Genomic DNA, 15,139 nt, shown 5'->3' with positions numbered 1-15,139 from the left:
ACACGGGGCGCCCTCCTTCGTCGTCGAGCGCTGCGGGACGGCTACGCCGCGACGGCCTCCGCCTGCGCCGCCACGACGACGTTCTCGCGCCTGCGGGCGAACCTCTTGAGGAAGACCACGGCGAAGGCCGCGACCACCGTCCCCGCGAGGAGCGCCAGCGCGAAGCCCCACAGCGGGTCGATCGCGAAGAACACGAAGATCCCGCCGTGGGGCGCGCGCGAGCCGACGCCGAAGAGCATCGTGAGCGCGCCGGTCACCGCGCCGCCGAGCATCGAGGCCGGGATGACGCGCAGCGGGTCCGCCGCGGCGAACGGGATGGCGCCCTCCGAGATGAACGACAGGCCCAGCAGCCAGGCCGCCTTGCCGTTCTCCCGCTCGGGGGCGGTGAACTCCTTGCGCGCGAGCACGGTCGACGCGAGCGCCATGGCCAGCGGCGGCACCATCCCCGCCGTCATGACGGCGCCCATGATGAGGTACGGCACGGTGTTCGTGGCGGAGGCGTCGCCGAGGCTCGCGACGGCGAACGCGTAGGCGACCTTGTTGACGGGGCCGCCGAGGTCGAAGCACATCATGAGGCCGAGGATGATGCCCACGACGACGATGAGGCCGGAGCCGGCGAGGTTGTTGAGCCCTTCCGTCATGAGGGCCATGAGCGCCGCGATCGGCGACCCGAGGAAGAGCACCAGCAGCCCGGAGGCGAAGATCGAGGCCAGCAGCGGGATGATGACGACCGGCATGAGGCCGCGCAGCCACCTCGGGACCTTGAGCGAGCCGAGCCACCAGGCCGCGAGGCCGGCGAGCAGGCCGCCGACGATGCCGCCGATGAAGCCCGCGCTCATGAGCACCGCGACCGATCCGGCGACGAAGCCCGGCGCGAGGCCCGGCCTGTCGGCGATCGCGAAGGCGATGTAGCCCGCGAGCGCCGCGACGAGGAAGCTCATCGAGATGTTGCCGATCGCGAAGAGGACCGCCCCGAGGTACTCCGTGAGGCCGCCGTCCGGCAGGTTCCACAGCGCATTGCTCACGACGATGTCGTTGGCCGAGGCGTTGATCTCGAAGCCGCCGAACAGGAAGCCCAGCGCCATGAGCAGACCGCCGCCCGCGACGAACGGGATCATGTACGACACGCCCGTGAGCAGGACGCGCTGGATGCGCGCGCCGAACGACTCCGCGGGGGCGTTCGAGGCGGCCGCGGCGGCGGACGCGTCGCCGCTCACGCGCTCGGCCGACGGGTCGGTCGCCGCGGCGACCGCCTGGGCGATGAGCTCGGAGGCGTGCTCGATGCCGGCCTTGACGGGGCGGCGGACGACGGGCTTGCCCGCGAAGCGCTGCGGCTCGCGCACGTCGACGTCGACCGCGAAGATCACGGCGTCGGCCTCGGAGATCGTCCGGGGGTCGAAGGGGTCGTAGCCGCTCGAGCCCTGGGGCTCGACGGCGAACTCGACGCCCGCCTTCTTCGCGGCGGCCGTCAGGGCGTCCGCCGCCATGTAGGTGTGGGCGATGCCCGTCGCGCAGGCCGTGACCGCGACGATGCGCGCGGGATGCCCGTCGACGCGGGGGCCGTCCTCGACGGGGGCCGCGGCGGCCGCGGCCTGCGGAGCCGACGGCGCCTCTCCCCCGTCCTCGCCGATCGCGGCGCGGACGATCGCGACGGCCTCCTCGGCGTCCTTCGCGGCACGCAGGGCCGCGAGGAAGTCCTCGTCCATGAGGTGGCGCGCGAGGGCCGACAGCACGGCGAGATGCTCCTCCGCCGCCGTGTCGGGGGCGGCGATCATGAAGACGATGTCCGCGGGGCCGTCGGAGGCGCCGAAGTCGACGCCCGGCGAGAGGCGGGCGAAGGCGAGCGAGGCCTCCGTGACGGTGGCGCTCTTGGCGTGGGGGATGGCGATGCCGCCGGGCAGGCCCGTCGCGTCGGTCTCCTCGCGCGCCCACGCCGCGGCGAAGAGCTCGTCGGCGTCACGGGCACGGCCCTGGGCGACGAAACGCGCGGAGAGGGCGCGGAGCACAGCCTCCTTGTCTGCTCCGAGGTCCTCGTCGAGACTGACGAGCTGGGTGGTGATGGTGGACACGATGCCCTCCTGATCTGGTTCGGGTGGGGGGAGCGCGCGCTCAGGGGATCGCGCGGACGGGGATGTCGCCGGCCGGGAGGTCGGCGGGGGAGGCGAGCTGCGTTCCGGGCAGCGAGGCCGTCGCGGAGCCGTAGCGGACGGCGCTGCGGAGGAGGTCGTCCTCGCTCGCGCCGGCGAGGAACGCCAGCAGGTACCCGGCGAGCGAGCTGTCGCCCGCGCCGACGGTGCTCTGCACCTGCACGCCGGCGGGGATGGGCGCGTGCCACGCGCCGTCCGCCGTCACGAGCACGGCTCCCTCGCCGCCCAGCGTGACGAGCGCGGCGCCCACCTTCGCCGGGACGACCTCGCGCGCGATGCGCGCGACGGCGTCGACGAGGTCGGGCCCCGCCGGCACGCCGACGCCCGCGAGCTCGGCGAGCTCGAGCTCGTTCGGCTTGATGAGATCGGGGTGCGCCGACGCCACGGTCGCGGCGAGCGCCGGTCCCGAGGTGTCCACGACGACGAGCGGCGCGGGATCGACGCCCGCGCGCACGGCCGCGGCGACGCGCGCGTAGAAGCCGTCGTCGACGCCGGGCGGGAGCGAGCCGCACAGCGCGACGGCCTCCGCGCGTGCATCTCGCGCGGCCACGACGACCGCGTCGACGAGGGCGTCCGCCTCCTCGGCCGAGAGCTCTGCCCCCGGCAGGTTGACCTTCGTCGTCGTGCCGGCGGGGTCGGTGACGGCGATGTTGGAACGCGCCAGGCCCGCGACCGGCACGGCTCGGGCCGCGACGGCGTCCGCGAGGACGCCGGCGTAGGGATCGCCCTCGGCGAGCGGGAGCACCGCGAGCGCGTCGGAGCCGGATCCGCGCAGGACCCGCGCGACGTTGACGCCCTTGCCGCCGGGGTCCTCGTGCGACGCCACCGCCTGCTGCACCTCGCCCGGCCGCAGCGGCTCGGCGAGCACGACGGTGCGGTCCAGCGACGGGTTCGCGGTGAGGGTGACGATCATGCGACCCACACCTCCACTTCTGCGTTCTCGAGGGCTTCCGCGAGCGCGTCGTCGGGCTCTCGATCGGTGACGAGGAGGTCGACCTCGTCGAGGCGGGCGAACCGCTGCAGCGACTCCCCGCCGAACTTCGAGGCGTCGGCGAGGAGGATGACGCGGCGCGCGGCGCGCACGATGGCGCGCTTGACGTCGGCTTCGTCGGGGTCGGGCGTGCTCAGGCCGAAGTCGGCCGTGAGCCCGTTGGTCCCGACGAAGGCGATCTCGGGGCGCAGCGAATCGATCGCCTCGACGGTGCTCGCGCCGACGGCGGCCCCCGTCAGCCCGCGGAGCCTTCCGCCGACGACCGACAACGCGATCTCGTCGGTCGCGCCGAGCGCCGCCGCGATCGCGACGGCATGCGTGACGATCTCGACGCGCGCTCCGGCGAGCCTGGCCGGCAGGAGATCGGCGAGCGCGGCCGTCGTCGTGCCCGCGTCGATGAGCAGGGAGCCGCTGAAGTCGTGTCCGAGCACGTCGAGCGCCCGCGTCGCGATGGCGCGCTTCGACGCGCCGTGGCGCCCGGACCGCTCGCGCAGATCGGCCTCGGCGAGGCTGCCGCGTCCGGCGGGGACGGCGCCGCCGTGCACGCGTCGCAGGACGCCCGCCTGCTCGAGCACGGCGAGATCGCGGCGCACGGTCTCGGTCGTCACCCCGAGCCGCACGGACAGATCGGCGACCGCGACGCGGGAGTGCTCGCTCAGCGCCTGCTCGATGAGCTCCCTGCGCTCCGTCGCGTACATGCGATCCTCCTTCGGATACCCACAGAATACAACTCAAACCCACACGAAACAATATCCGTTCGCTCAGACCCCGACAGGGGCGTCCGGCGCCCCCGCCACGTTTCGCACGCGACCGGCGTTTCCCCGGAGCCGTGCAGACATCCCCCCTAGGCTCTCGGCGTGATGCACATCACCGCGACGCTCCCCCCGGGCCGGCAGTTCGCCCTCACGTGGGCGATCGAGGACTCCTGGGGCGGGATGACGTCGGCGATGCTCCACAGGAGCCGGGCCTTCGTCCGACTCGGCGGGCAGCCCGTGACGGTCCTCACGTTCGATCCGGACCCCGGGTATCCGGAGCGCGAGGCGAGGCTCCGCGCGGCCGGAGACCTCATCGAGGGGATGCGGCTGCTCAACATCTGGGACTGGCTTCGGCAGAACGCCCTCCCCGGCGGCTCGGCGAGACTCGACCGCCATCCGTTCACACCGCTGTCGGAGCTCCCGCCGGATCCGAGCGAGCGCATCACGGAGCGCCGACGCGGAGACCTCGTCCTCAGCCGCGTGCGCTCGGGCGCCGACGGCGGCATCCTGCAGACCGATCACTTCCGCGAGGACGGATCGCTCCTGCTGTCGGAGCGCCGCGACGGGAAGGAGCGCGGAACGCAGGGCGGCAAGTCGGTCGTGCTCTGCGACGGCGACGGCCGGCCGGTGCGCTCGTGGGGGCGCATCGCGCACCTCTACCACGCGTGGCTCGACCGGCTCACGGCATCGGGCCCGGCCTTCCTCGTCGTCGACAGCAAGACCGTCGCCCAGTGGGCGCTCGAGTACCGGCGCCCGCGCGCCGTGACGATGCACGTCGTCCACGCGTCCCACCTCGTCGGCACCCGCCGCCCCCACGCGCCCCTCCGCGAGTCGCGCCGGAAGGTGTTCGAGAACCTCGGCGGCTTCGACGCGGTCGTCCTGCTCACCCGGCGTCAGCGCGACGACGTCGTCGCGCTGCTCGGCCGCCGCCGCACTCTCGAGGTGATCGCGAACAGCCGCGACCTGCCCCCGTCCCCCTCCCTCGAGCGACGGGCGGGGGCCGGGATCATGCTGGCGAGCCTCACGCCCCGCAAGCGCGTCGGACACGCGATCCGCGCCGTGCACGCGGCTCGGGCGCGAGGGGCGGACGTCGAGCTCGACGTGTGGGGCGACGGCGAGGAGCGCGACGCCCTGGCGGGGCTCGCCGGCGACGGCGTGCGCCTCCGCGGCCACTCCGCGGACGCGGCGACGAGGCTCGCGGAGGCGTCGTTCCTGCTGTCCGCCTCGACGTCGGAGGGCTTCCCCCTCGTGCTCGTCGAGGCGCTGGCCGCCGGCTGCGTGCCGATCGCCTACGACGTGCCCTACGGACCGGCCGACGTCATCCGCGACGGCGTGAACGGCTTCCTCGTGCCCGCGGGCGACGAGGAGGCGCTGTCGGCGGCCGTCGAGCGGTTCGTCGCCCTGCCCGAACGGGACCGGGCCCGGATGCGCGCGGCGGCGGTGTCGTCCGCGCAGCGCTTCACCGACGAGGCCGTCACGCGCGAGTGGGGCCGGGCGATGCGTCGCGCGCATCGGCGGAAGCGCCTCCGCCTGGCCCGCTGAACAGCGCCGCGACGCGCCGGCCTGCGGCACGCGCGGCCCGGTGCGACGGCCGCTCCGCCACGATGAAGAACAGCCAGGCGACGACGATGCTGAGCGGGAGCCCGACGAGCCCGACGAGCGGCCAGTTCTCGTCGCCCCAGGCGAACGCCAGCGTGGCGAGCACGGGGGCGTGGACGAGGTAGAGGCTGAACGAGATGCTGCCGAGCCACCGCATGACGCCCGTCTGCATGAGCCGCCCTGCGAGGGGCGAGCAGACGACGACGAGGACGAGTCCCGCCGCGCCCGCTCCGGCGAGCCCCCAGACGGCGTCGCTCAGGGGCGTGGAGGCGGGGATGAACGGACGGGTCCACCACGCCGCGATGAGGAGGAGCGCCGACCCCACGCCCAGCGCCAGCCACAGCATCGGGCGCGGGCGCCGGCGCGCCCACGCCGTCACGTCGTCGAGGCGCACGGCGATGAGGCACCCGAGGAGGAACGTCGGGAGGTAGACGAGCGCATCGAGGTCGAGGGGCCGCTCGTCGAGCATGCGGCCCGCGACCATCGCGAGGACGCACACGGCGGCGACGGGCCACGCCCACCGGCGCAGCAGCAGCGCGACCGCCGCGAACACGGGGAGGAGGATGCTGAACAGGAGCTCCCAGCGCAGCGACCACAGCGTGTTGACGGTGTCGTAGGACGCGGGCGTCAGGGATGCCTCGCGGAGCGCGAGCACCCAGTCTGGCGTGACGATGTTGGCGTTCACGATCCAGACGTCGGCCGTGACCTGAGCGGGATCGCGCGGGAGGGCCACGACGAGCGCCACCGACAGGAGGATGGCCGCCCACACCGGCAGATAGAGGCGCACGAGGCGCGACGCGTAGTAGCCCGGCCAGGAGAACCCGTCCCGCAGCGCCGGCAGCGTGACCACGAGGCCGGACAGCACGAAGAACACCTGCACGGCCTCGGTGCCCGCGAAGCCGAGCTTCAGCGGCGTCTCGGTCGCCGTCTCCCAGATGAGCCGCGCCGTGCCGTCCTCGGCGAACGGACGCGCGATGAGGCTGACGTGGTAGAGGACCACCACGAACGCCGCCGCACCGCGCACGCCGTCGAGCGCGTGCAGCCTCTCCGCTCTCGGTGCCCCCACCCGACCACCCTATGCGCGGCCGGCGGGCCGGCGCTCAGCGCTCTCCCACGCGGGCGTGGTGCGGTGCCTCGCGATCAGCTCAGGCCGCTGTACGCGTGGAGCCCCTCGAAGAACATGTTCACGACGGTGAAGTTGAAGATGACGGCGACGAAGCCGACGATCGAGAGCCATGCCGAGCGGGTGCCCCGCCAGCCGCGGGTCGCGCGGGCGTGGATGTAGCCGGCGTAGAGCACCCAGATGATGAAAGTCCACACCTCCTTGGTGTCGAAGCCCCAGTAGCGGCCCCACGCGTCGTTGGCCCAGATGGCGCCGGCGATGAGCGTGAAGGTCCAGAAGATGAATCCGATGATCGCGAAGCGGTACGCGAGCCCCTCGAGCGCCTCGGCGCTCGGGATGGTGCGCAGCATGCTCTTCTTCGCCGGCCCCTCCGCGGCCTCGACGGCCCGGCGCTCGCGGCGGGCCTGCAGGAGCTGCAGGACGGAGAGCGCGAACGCCAGCGCGAGGAACGCCGTCGCGAGCGACGCGACGAAGACGTGGATGACGAGCCAGATGGACTTCAGCGGGTCCATGAGCGGGACGACCTCGACGTAGAACAACGACGAGCTTCCCAGGAGCACCGCGACGAGGCCCGTGATGAACGCGCCGAGGAAGCGCAGGTCGCGCCAGAACAGCACGCCGAGGTACACGGCCGTGATGAGCAGGGTGCCCGTCATCGCGAACTCGTACATGTTGGACCACGGCACGCGCGCCGCGGCCACGCCGCGCAGCACGGTGGCGCCGAGGTGGAAGACGAGACCGAGCCAGGTGAGCGAGGTGCCGATGCGGCCCCACACGTAGCGCGGGGGCCGCTGCGGGGCGGCGTCCGCGCCGGGGGCGGCGGTCGTCGCGCCTCGCGCGCCCACGCCCGCGAGCTGCCTCTCGGCGGCCGCGTCCTTGGCGGCGATCGACGCCTGGGAGCGGTTCGCGAGGTCGACGGAGTAGGCGAGGAAGCTCAGGACGTAGAGCGACACCGCCGTCCAGACGAGCACGACGGAGTAGGTGTCCAGCGTCACGGCATCGAGCTGCATGGCGTCCATCCTAGATCTCGTGGGCGTACGGCGGTCGGGGTCATCCTCGCAGCGCGGCCTGATGCGTGGTCCGGAGCTGTTCGACGGCCTCGCCGAGCGTCGGGTCCTCCCCGCGCGCGAGGCCCGCGTACTCGATCCGCACGCCGTCGCCGTCGGGCGTCGCCTTGACCCACATGCGCCGGCGCGGCACGAACAGGGCGACGAGGAGGCCGAGCGTGGCGAGGATCGCGAAGAGCAGCACGACGGGCGCCGAGGCGTCGTGGTGGATCTGCAGCGACGCGAACCGCTTGACCGACTCGGTGTACCCGAGGGCGGGGTCGGCGTCCTCGGGCGTGGCGTCCTCGAACGTGATGGTTCCCAGCCCGTTCGGGAGGTCGGCGGTCTCGCCGGGGGCGAGCTCGATGGAATCGGTCTCGGTCTCGGTCCCCGTGAGCTTCTCCATCCCGGTGGGGTCGAGCGTGTACACCGAGCGCGGCGTGCCGTCGTCGATGCCGAGGTCGCCCGCATACACGTCGAGGGTCAGCATGGGGTTGAGCAGGTCGCCGTAGGCGGAGGCGAACGCGCCCGAGCTGTTCTGGACCTGCGTCGGATAGAAGAAGCCGACGAGCCCGAGCTGCTCCGGCATGCCGTCGGTCACCTTCACGACGCCGAGCGACGTCATGTTCGCGTCCTGCGGCAGGAACGGCACGGAGTCGGCGTAGACGACGTCGCCGTCGGCGTCGCGCACCGTGATGGTCGGCGCGTAGCCGTTGCCGAGCAGGTAGATGGCGTCGCCGTCGAGCTGGAGCGGATGGTTGACGCGCACCGCCTCCTCGGTGGTCCTGCCGTCCGTGTGCGTGACGGTGACGTTCGCGGAGAAGTCGCCCGCCTGGCCGGCGCCGTTCGTCCCGGGCTCCACATAGGTCACGTCGAACGTGTCGAGCTTCATCGAGTACGGCGACAGCGCCGCGTCGGAGACGAAGCGGCCCCGGTTCATGGAGGAGTAGTCGAGGAGCGAGTTCACGAACGTCGTCCCCTCGACCACGACCCGCTGTCCCGTGTAGGCGAAGCCCCCGCCGACGCCGACCGTGACGAGGATGCCGACGAGCGCGGCGTGGAAGACGAGGTTGCCGGTCTCGCGCAGGTAGCCCCGCTCGGCGGAGACGGAGTAGGAGCCTCGGCCGTCGTAGCGCTCGACCCGATATCCCTGCGACCTCAGCTGGGCGGCCGCGAAGTCGACCGCGTTCGCGGCCTCGCCGTCGGGGTCGTCGCCCGCCTCGATGCGCTCCTCGCGGAAGTCGTCGAGGCGCCGGAGCCGCACGGGGGTGCGCGGCGGGCGTGAGCGCAGCGCCTTCCAGTGATGCTGGGTGCGCGGCAGGATGCACCCGATGAGCGAGACGAAGAGCAGGATGTAGATCGCCGAGAACCACACCGACTGATACACGTCGAACAGCTGCAGGGCGTCGAGCACGGGGAAGAGGTCGGGGTTGTCGCTCTCCCACTGCGTCACGCCGTTGGGGTTCGCCATCCGCTGCGGGAAGATCGACCCCGGCACGGCCGCGATCGCGAGCAGGAGCAGCAGGACGAGCGCCGTCCGCATGCTCGTGAGCTGGCGCCATCCCCACCGCAGCCATCCGACGAGGCCGAGCGAGGGCTGGGTGATCGTGTCCTCGGAGTCGAAGTGGTCGGACGGCCGCAGCGGCTCGCTCCCGTCGCGTGGCGGTGCGGTGTGCGTGTCGGTCACGGGCTCTCCCTGGTCGGGGGTCACAGCGGGAGGACGATCGTCTGGAAGAGCGCGCCGAGACGCGACATGAGCCCGCCCCAGACCCCTGTCACCATGAGCACGCCGAGCAGGATGAGCAGGACGCCGCCCGCGATGTTCACGGCGCGCACGTGGCGGCGGAGGAAGGACACCGAGCGCGTCGCCCAGCCGAGCCCGAGCGCGACGAGGAGGAACGGGATGCCGAGCCCCAGAGAGTACGCGACGCCGAGGAGCGCCGCGCGCCCGGGGTCGCCGATGTTCCAGGCGAGCGTCGTGATGGCCGCCAGGGTCGGGCCGATGCACGGCGCCCATCCGATGCCGAGCGCGATGCCGAGAAGGGGGGCGCCGACGAGCCCCAGGCCGCCCTTCACCTGCGGACGCGCGATCCGCTGCGCCGACCCGAAGAAGCCGAGGAAGACGAACCCCATGAGGATGACGACGACGCCCAGGACGCGCGTGACGATGTCGCCGTAGAGCAGCGAGAAGCGCTGCGTCGCTCCCCCGGCGACGCCGCCGAGCACGATGATCGCGACGAAGACGAGGGTGAAGCCCGCGATGAACAGCAGCACGCCGCCGACGAGGCGGCCGCGCGACCCTCCGGGGACGTCGAACGCGGCGCCGTCCGCTCCGCGCGGCGCGACGGCGCCGCCGATGAACCCGAGGTATCCCGGGATGAGCGGCAGCACGCACGGCGAGAGGAACGACAGCAGTCCCGCGAGCAGCGCGACCGGGATCGCGAGCCAGAGCGTCCCGCCGACGACGAGGGCGTCGACGTTCACGAGGCGCGCCGCGTGGTCGTCACGCCGTCTCCGCGAGCGCGTCGGCGACGAGCGTGGAGAGGATGGACGCGCCTTCGAGCTGCCCGATGATGCGCGCGGCGACACGGCCCTCCGCGTCGAGCACGAGGGTCGTGGGAGTGGCCTGGATGGGCGTGGCCGCCGCGAACGCGAGCTTCACGGCGCCGTCGTTGACGTCGATGATGCTCGGGTAGGTGATCTCGTACTGCTTCGCGAACGACTTCGCGGTGTCGGCCTGGTCGTAGGTGTTCACGCCCACGAAGCTGACCTCGTCGTCCCGGTACTCCTGCCACACCGACTCGAGGTCGGGGGCCTCCACACGGCAGGGGCCGCAGGCGGCGTACCAGAAGTTCACGACGACGACGTCTCCCGCGGTGTCGTCGCTCGTCAGCTCGTCGCCGTCCTCCGTGACGCCGGCCCACTCGACGGGCTCGCCGCGCTCCTCCTGCGGGATCTCCTCGACACGGAAGTCGCCGGAGATGTAGCCCTGGTTCGTGCCCGACAGATACGCCTCGGTCGCGGGGTCCGCCGAGCACGCCGCGAGCGCCGCGGCGAGCACGAGGACGGCGGCGGCAGCACCGGCACGGCGGGCCTGAGGGGCACGCGTCTTCGGGGACGTGGCTGCTGGGGGACGCACGGATCCCATCCTACGTTCCCGCTCCCGCACTGGCTGGGTCGGGGCTGTGCGTCCCGCCGCGTCGGGCCGCCGCGCTGCGGGTCACACCGCGCCGACGTCCACGGCGCCGTCGGTCGCCCCGGGCTCGGCGTAGTCGGTCTCGCGCCACACGTCGCCCTTGCGCTCGAACGACGTCACGCTCGAGAGCGCGCACCGGCGCGTGCGCGGATCGTGCCGCAGCGGGAGCCCGGCGACCCGCAGGTGCGCGATCCAGATGGGCGACTGGTGCGTCACGATCACGACGTCGCCGTCGTCCGCGCGATGCCACGCGTCGTCCATGGCCGCGGTCATCCGCTCGGCGATCTGCGCGTACGGCTCCCCCCAGCTGGGAACGGACGGCCGACGCAGACGCCACCAGTTCGTCGGGATGAGGACCGCCTTGCTCATGCGCGTGCCCGCGAAGGCGTTCCACGGCTCGACGACGCGGTCGTCGACGCGCGGGGCGAGGCCGAACAGCGCCGTGAACGGCTCCGCGGACTCGCGCGTGCGCTGCAGCGGCGAGCAGACGAGCTCGGTGAGCGGCCGGTCGAGGCCGCGCACGTACTCCGCAGCGGCCCGTGTCATCCGCCGCCCGTCGTCGCTCAGCCCGAAGCCGGGGATGCGCTCGTAGAGCACGCGACGCGGATTGAAGACCTCTCCGTGGCGGACGAGGTGGAGTCGTTCGGCGGGCACGGCCCCAGTCTAGGGACGTGCGTCACGCGGCCGGGGGTTCGACCGCGTGGTCGTCGTTCTTCCGGCGGGCGCGGACACGGACGACGACGAACCACGCCACGACGGCGACGACGACGACGATCACGACGTTCTGGACGACGTCCATGTACTCCTCGACGATGTGCCAGGACTCGCCGAGGTACCACCCCACGAGGATGAACGCCGTGTTCCAGATGAGGCTGCCGGCGGTCGTGTACAGCCCGAAGCGCCACAGCGGCATGCGGACGACGCCCGCGGGGATCGAGATGAGGCTGCGGAAGATGGGGATGAAGCGCCCGAAGAAGACCGCCTTGCCGCCGTGCGTGCGGAACCAGGCGACCGTGCGGTCGACGTCCTCGACGTAGACGAGGGGGAGCTTGTCCGCGACCCAGCGCAGGCGGTCGATCCCGAACCAGGCGCCGATGCCGTACAGCAGCAGGGCGCCCACGAGCGAGCCGATCGTCGTCCAGAGGATCGCCTCCCAGAGCGCGAACTCGCCGGCGTGCGCCGCGAGTCCCGCCATGGGCAGGATGGCCTCGCTCGGAAGAGGCGGGAAGAGGTTCTCCAGGGCGATCGCGAGCCCCGCCCCGTAGGGGCCGATGACGCCCATCAGCCCGACGACCCAGTCGACGAGTGTCGAGAGCCATCCCTGGTCGGCCGCGGCGGCCGCCTCGGTCGTCGTCATGCGGGTGTCGTCCCCTCGTGGCGTGCGGATGAGCCTCCGACGCTACCGGCATCCCCGTCCACGTTGCTGTGAAGCCCCGCACACGGCTGTCCGGGAGGCGCCCCGTCCCGTTCGGCCGCATGCGCCGTCCGCCCGGCGGCGGCGGACCCCGCCCGTAGACTGAGGGAGTTCGTCACCCCGACCAGAAGGATTCCTCCGTGCTTCGCACCCACACGGCCGGCTCGCTGCGAGCCGAGCACATCGGTCAGACCGTCACCCTCACGGGCTGGGTCGATCGTCGTCGCGATCACGGAGGCGTCGCCTTCCTCGACCTGCGGGACGCCTCGGGCATCGCCCAGGTCGTCATCCGCGACGAGGAGACGGCGCACCCGCTGCGGAACGAGTTCGTGCTGCGGGTGACCGGCGAGGTGTCGCACCGCCCGGAGGGCAACGCGAACGCCCATCTCGCGACGGGAGACGTCGAGGTCATCGCGACCGAGGTCGAGGTGCTCAACGAGTCGGCGCCCCTCCCCTTCCAGGTGTCGACCGCGCTCGACGGCACCGAGACGATCGGCGAGGAGGTCCGCCTCAAGCACCGCTACCTCGACCTGCGCCGCCCGGCCCCCGCGGCCGCCCTGCGCCTGCGCTCGAAGGCGAACGCCGCGGCCCGCGAGGTGCTCGCCGGCCACGACTTCGTCGAGGTCGAGACCCCGACGCTCACGCGCTCGACGCCCGAGGGCGCGCGCGACTTCCTCGTCCCCGCGCGCCTGAGCCCCGGCAGCTGGTACGCGCTCCCGCAGTCGCCGCAGCTGTTCAAGCAGCTCCTCCAGGTCGGCGGCGTCGAGCGCTACTACCAGATCGCCCGCTGCTACCGCGACGAGGACTTCCGCGCCGACCGCCAGCCCGAGTTCACGCAGCTCGACGTCGAGGCGAGCTTCGTCGACCAGGAGGACGTCATCGCGCTCGGCGAGGAGATCGTCTCCGCGCTGTGGCGGCTCATCGACGTCGAGGTCCCCACGCCCATCGAGCGCATCACCTTCGCCGACGCCATGCGGCTCTACGGGTCGGACAAGCCCGACCTCCGCTTCGGCAACCCGATCGTCGAGCTGGCCGAGTACTTCTCCGGGACGACGTTCCGCGTCTTCCAGCAGGAGTACGTCGGCGCCGTCGTGCATCCCGGCGGCGCCTCGCTGCCCCGCCGGCAGTTCGACGCGTGGCAGGACTGGGCCAAGTCGCGCGGCGCGCGAGGCCTCGCCTACGTCACGTTCGGCGAGGACGGCGCGCTCGGCGGCCCCGTCGCCAAGAACCTCACCGACGCCGAGCGCGACGGCCTCGCCGAGGCGACGGGCGCGAGGCCGGGGGACGCGGTCTTCTTCGCCGCGGGGACGACGGGCGAGGCGCGCGCGCTGCTCGGCGCCGCCCGCGTCGAGATCGCCCGGCGCACCGGTCAGATCGACGAGGACGCCTGGTCGTTCGTGTGGGTCGTCGACGCGCCGCTGTTCAAGCCGACCGGCGAGGACGACGACGTCGACCTCGGGCACTCGGCGTGGACGGCCGTGCACCACGCCTTCACCTCGCCCAAGCCCGAGTGGATCGACCGCTTCGAGGAGGCTCCCGGCGAGGCGCTCGCGTACGCCTACGACATCGTCTGCAACGGCAACGAGATCGGCGGCGGCTCCATCCGCATCCACCAGCGTGCCGTGCAGGAGCGGGTGTTCGAGGTGATGGGCATCGCCGAGGAGGAGGCGCAGGAGAAGTTCGGCTTCCTGCTCGACGCCTTCCAGTTCGGCGCCCCCCCGCACGGCGGCATCGCGTTCGGCTGGGACCGCGTGGTCTCGCTGCTCGCCGGGGCGTCGTCGATCCGCGAGGTCATCGCGTTCCCCAAGACGGGCAACGGCTTCGACCCGCTGACGGCCGCCCCCGCGCCGATCACCCCTGCGCAGCGCGCCGAGGCCGGCGTGGACGTCGAGCCCAACGAGGGCTGAGAAGAGAGCGCGGTCCGGCGCGCCGGGCCCCGGTGGGGCGTGGCGGACCGCTCAGACCTCGAAGTCGATCGCGGCGCGTCCGCTGCGGATCGTCCCGATGAACGACGCGGTCTCGACGTGTGCCGGATGGACCTGGTAAGCCTCGAGCGCGGCGACGTCGGGGAAATGCGACTCGAGCACGATGTCGAAGTTCGAGCCCTCGTAGGCGACGTTGCGAGAGACGGTGAGGTCGAGCAGGTCGGGCACGACCCCGACGAGCGCCTCGAGACGACGCTTGGCCTCGGCGGCGTGCTCCTCGCGCGTGGCCTCGTCGGTCGCGGCGAGCTGGAACAGGACGATGTGGCGGATGGCCATGGCGGTGCCTTTCTCGGGGTCAGGAGGCGGCGGCGAGCGCCGCGCGCAGTCGGTCGGGCGACACGCGCCAGTGTCCGTGGAGCTGCCCGTCGATGAGCACGACGGGGATCTTCTCCCACCACTGCGCGGCGAGCGCCTCGTCGTCGGCGATCGAGCGCTCGACGATCTCGATGCTGTCGGCGGTCTCGTCGGGGAGATCGGCGACGACCTGGTCGACGACCTCGCGTGCGACGTCGCACAGGTGGCAGTCGGGCTTGCCGATCAGGGTGAGCTGCGTCACCGCGTCACGCCTCGACGTCGTAGCCGGCGTTGCGCCAGGCGCTCGTGCCGCCCGCGACGTTCGTGGCCTCGTAGCCGCGCGCCGTGAGCGCCTCCACGACGCGGCCGGAGCGGCCGCCCAGCTCGCAGATGACGTCGAAGGACTCGGCGGGGAGCTCCTCGAGCCGGTCGCCGATCTCGGACAGGGGGATGTTGACCGCGCCGGGCACGTGCCCCGCCGCGAACTCGTGCGTCTCGCGCACGTCGATGAGAGGCACGTCGCCGCGGGCATGGAGGTCCTGAACCGTGATCTCGTTCATGCTCTCCAGTATCCCGCACACCAGAAACG

The 15,139-nt window shown here is 72.7% G+C and carries 15 protein-coding genes; 2 read left to right on the top strand and 13 right to left on the bottom strand.

Features of this window, described 5'->3' with window-relative positions; translation table 11 throughout:
• Positions 1 to 41 precede the first annotated feature (41 nt).
• From N8K70_RS02695 to N8K70_RS02685, 3 genes are read right to left on the bottom strand one after another with little or no spacing between them, the layout of a single operon-like run.
• Positions 42 to 2,072 carry a PTS fructose transporter subunit IIABC gene (locus tag N8K70_RS02695; RefSeq protein WP_317141163.1) on the bottom strand — a complete coding sequence of 677 codons (2,031 nt, stop codon included), beginning with the start codon at positions 2,070 to 2,072 and terminating at the stop codon, positions 42 to 44.
• 37 nt (positions 2,073 to 2,109) lie between these two features.
• On the bottom strand, positions 2,110 to 3,060 hold the full coding sequence (locus tag N8K70_RS02690; RefSeq protein ID WP_317140076.1) for a 1-phosphofructokinase family hexose kinase: 951 nt from the start codon (positions 3,058 to 3,060) through the stop codon (positions 2,110 to 2,112).
• On the bottom strand, positions 3,057 to 3,836 hold the full coding sequence (locus N8K70_RS02685) for a DeoR/GlpR family DNA-binding transcription regulator (protein ID WP_317140075.1): 780 nt from the start codon (positions 3,834 to 3,836) through the stop codon (positions 3,057 to 3,059). Before N8K70_RS02685 ends, N8K70_RS02690 begins: the two co-directional genes overlap by 4 nt.
• A gap of 162 nt (positions 3,837 to 3,998) precedes the next feature.
• Between N8K70_RS02685 and N8K70_RS02680 the strand changes: the two genes are divergently transcribed.
• Complete coding sequence (locus N8K70_RS02680) at positions 3,999 to 5,435, top strand: glycosyltransferase (protein ID WP_317141162.1); 1,437 nt, start codon at positions 3,999 to 4,001, stop codon at positions 5,433 to 5,435.
• Here the strand turns inward: N8K70_RS02680 and N8K70_RS02675 are convergent.
• The 7 genes from N8K70_RS02675 to N8K70_RS02645 all read right to left on the bottom strand — a co-directional run bounded on the left by N8K70_RS02675 (position 5,368) and on the right by N8K70_RS02645 (position 12,214).
• The gene (locus N8K70_RS02675) at positions 5,368 to 6,558 is read right to left on the bottom strand and encodes an acyltransferase family protein (protein WP_317140074.1); all 1,191 of its coding nucleotides are present in this window, start codon (positions 6,556 to 6,558) and stop codon (positions 5,368 to 5,370) included. The two genes, N8K70_RS02680 and N8K70_RS02675, sit on opposite strands and share 68 nt — an antisense overlap.
• Positions 6,559 to 6,632: 74 nt before the next feature.
• Positions 6,633 to 7,625 (bottom strand): c-type cytochrome biogenesis protein CcsB, encoded by a 993-nt coding sequence (gene ccsB, locus N8K70_RS02670; RefSeq protein ID WP_394357798.1) that lies wholly within the window; start codon positions 7,623 to 7,625, stop codon positions 6,633 to 6,635.
• A gap of 40 nt (positions 7,626 to 7,665) precedes the next feature.
• Complete coding sequence (gene resB, locus N8K70_RS02665) at positions 7,666 to 9,348, bottom strand: cytochrome c biogenesis protein ResB (protein ID WP_317140072.1); 1,683 nt, start codon at positions 9,346 to 9,348, stop codon at positions 7,666 to 7,668.
• A gap of 20 nt (positions 9,349 to 9,368) precedes the next feature.
• Positions 9,369 to 10,145 carry a cytochrome c biogenesis CcdA family protein gene (locus N8K70_RS02660; RefSeq protein ID WP_317140071.1) on the bottom strand — a complete coding sequence of 259 codons (777 nt, stop codon included), beginning with the start codon at positions 10,143 to 10,145 and terminating at the stop codon, positions 9,369 to 9,371.
• Positions 10,146 to 10,164: 19 nt separating this feature from the next.
• Positions 10,165 to 10,809, bottom strand: a complete 645-nt coding sequence (locus N8K70_RS02655) for a TlpA family protein disulfide reductase (RefSeq protein WP_394357797.1) — start codon at positions 10,807 to 10,809, stop codon at positions 10,165 to 10,167.
• A 72-nt stretch (positions 10,810 to 10,881) separates the two neighbouring features.
• Positions 10,882 to 11,511, bottom strand: a complete 630-nt coding sequence (locus tag N8K70_RS02650; protein WP_317140069.1) for a histidine phosphatase family protein — start codon at positions 11,509 to 11,511, stop codon at positions 10,882 to 10,884.
• 22 nt (positions 11,512 to 11,533) lie between these two features.
• Positions 11,534 to 12,214 (bottom strand): DedA family protein, encoded by a 681-nt coding sequence (locus N8K70_RS02645; protein WP_317140068.1) that lies wholly within the window; start codon positions 12,212 to 12,214, stop codon positions 11,534 to 11,536.
• A gap of 197 nt (positions 12,215 to 12,411) precedes the next feature.
• Between N8K70_RS02645 and aspS the strand changes: the two genes are divergently transcribed.
• Positions 12,412 to 14,178, top strand: a complete 1,767-nt coding sequence (aspS, locus tag N8K70_RS02640; RefSeq protein ID WP_317140067.1) for an aspartate--tRNA ligase — start codon at positions 12,412 to 12,414, stop codon at positions 14,176 to 14,178.
• A gap of 51 nt (positions 14,179 to 14,229) precedes the next feature.
• Here the strand turns inward: aspS and N8K70_RS02635 are convergent, their stop codons facing one another.
• From N8K70_RS02635 to N8K70_RS02625, 3 genes are read right to left on the bottom strand one after another with little or no spacing between them, the layout of a single operon-like run.
• Complete coding sequence (locus N8K70_RS02635; protein WP_317140066.1) at positions 14,230 to 14,532, bottom strand: Dabb family protein; 303 nt, start codon at positions 14,530 to 14,532, stop codon at positions 14,230 to 14,232.
• A gap of 19 nt (positions 14,533 to 14,551) precedes the next feature.
• Positions 14,552 to 14,812 carry a glutaredoxin family protein gene (locus N8K70_RS02630; RefSeq protein ID WP_317140065.1) on the bottom strand — a complete coding sequence of 87 codons (261 nt, stop codon included), beginning with the start codon at positions 14,810 to 14,812 and terminating at the stop codon, positions 14,552 to 14,554.
• A gap of 4 nt (positions 14,813 to 14,816) precedes the next feature.
• Complete coding sequence (locus tag N8K70_RS02625; protein WP_317140064.1) at positions 14,817 to 15,110, bottom strand: rhodanese-like domain-containing protein; 294 nt, start codon at positions 15,108 to 15,110, stop codon at positions 14,817 to 14,819.
• Between the last annotated feature and the right edge of the window lie 29 nt (positions 15,111 to 15,139).

Origin of the sequence: Microbacterium sp. AB (genome assembly GCF_032878875.1) — a bacterium.
Taxonomy (GTDB): domain Bacteria; phylum Actinomycetota; class Actinomycetes; order Actinomycetales; family Microbacteriaceae; genus Microbacterium; species Microbacterium betulae.
This window is presented reverse-complemented; position numbering and strand designations above follow the sequence as displayed.

Excerpts from the sequence above, each read along its gene's own strand:
- N8K70_RS02635 (WP_317140066.1), bottom strand. The coding sequence starts at position 14,532 with ATGGCCATCCGCCACATCGTCCTGTTCCAGCTCGCCGCGACCGACGAG.
- N8K70_RS02685 (WP_317140075.1), bottom strand. The coding sequence starts at position 3,836 with ATGTACGCGACGGAGCGCAGGGAGCTCATCGAGCAGGCGCTGAGCGAG.
- N8K70_RS02655 (WP_394357797.1), bottom strand. The coding sequence starts at position 10,809 with ATGGGATCCGTGCGTCCCCCAGCAGCCACGTCCCCGAAGACGCGTGCC.
- N8K70_RS02625 (WP_317140064.1), bottom strand. The coding sequence starts at position 15,110 with ATGAACGAGATCACGGTTCAGGACCTCCATGCCCGCGGCGACGTGCCT.
- N8K70_RS02645 (WP_317140068.1), bottom strand. The coding sequence starts at position 12,214 with ATGACGACGACCGAGGCGGCCGCCGCGGCCGACCAGGGATGGCTCTCG.
- ccsB (WP_394357798.1), bottom strand. The coding sequence starts at position 7,625 with ATGCAGCTCGATGCCGTGACGCTGGACACCTACTCCGTCGTGCTCGTC.
- N8K70_RS02690 (WP_317140076.1), bottom strand. The coding sequence starts at position 3,060 with ATGATCGTCACCCTCACCGCGAACCCGTCGCTGGACCGCACCGTCGTG.
- N8K70_RS02680 (WP_317141162.1), top strand. The coding sequence starts at position 3,999 with ATGCACATCACCGCGACGCTCCCCCCGGGCCGGCAGTTCGCCCTCACG.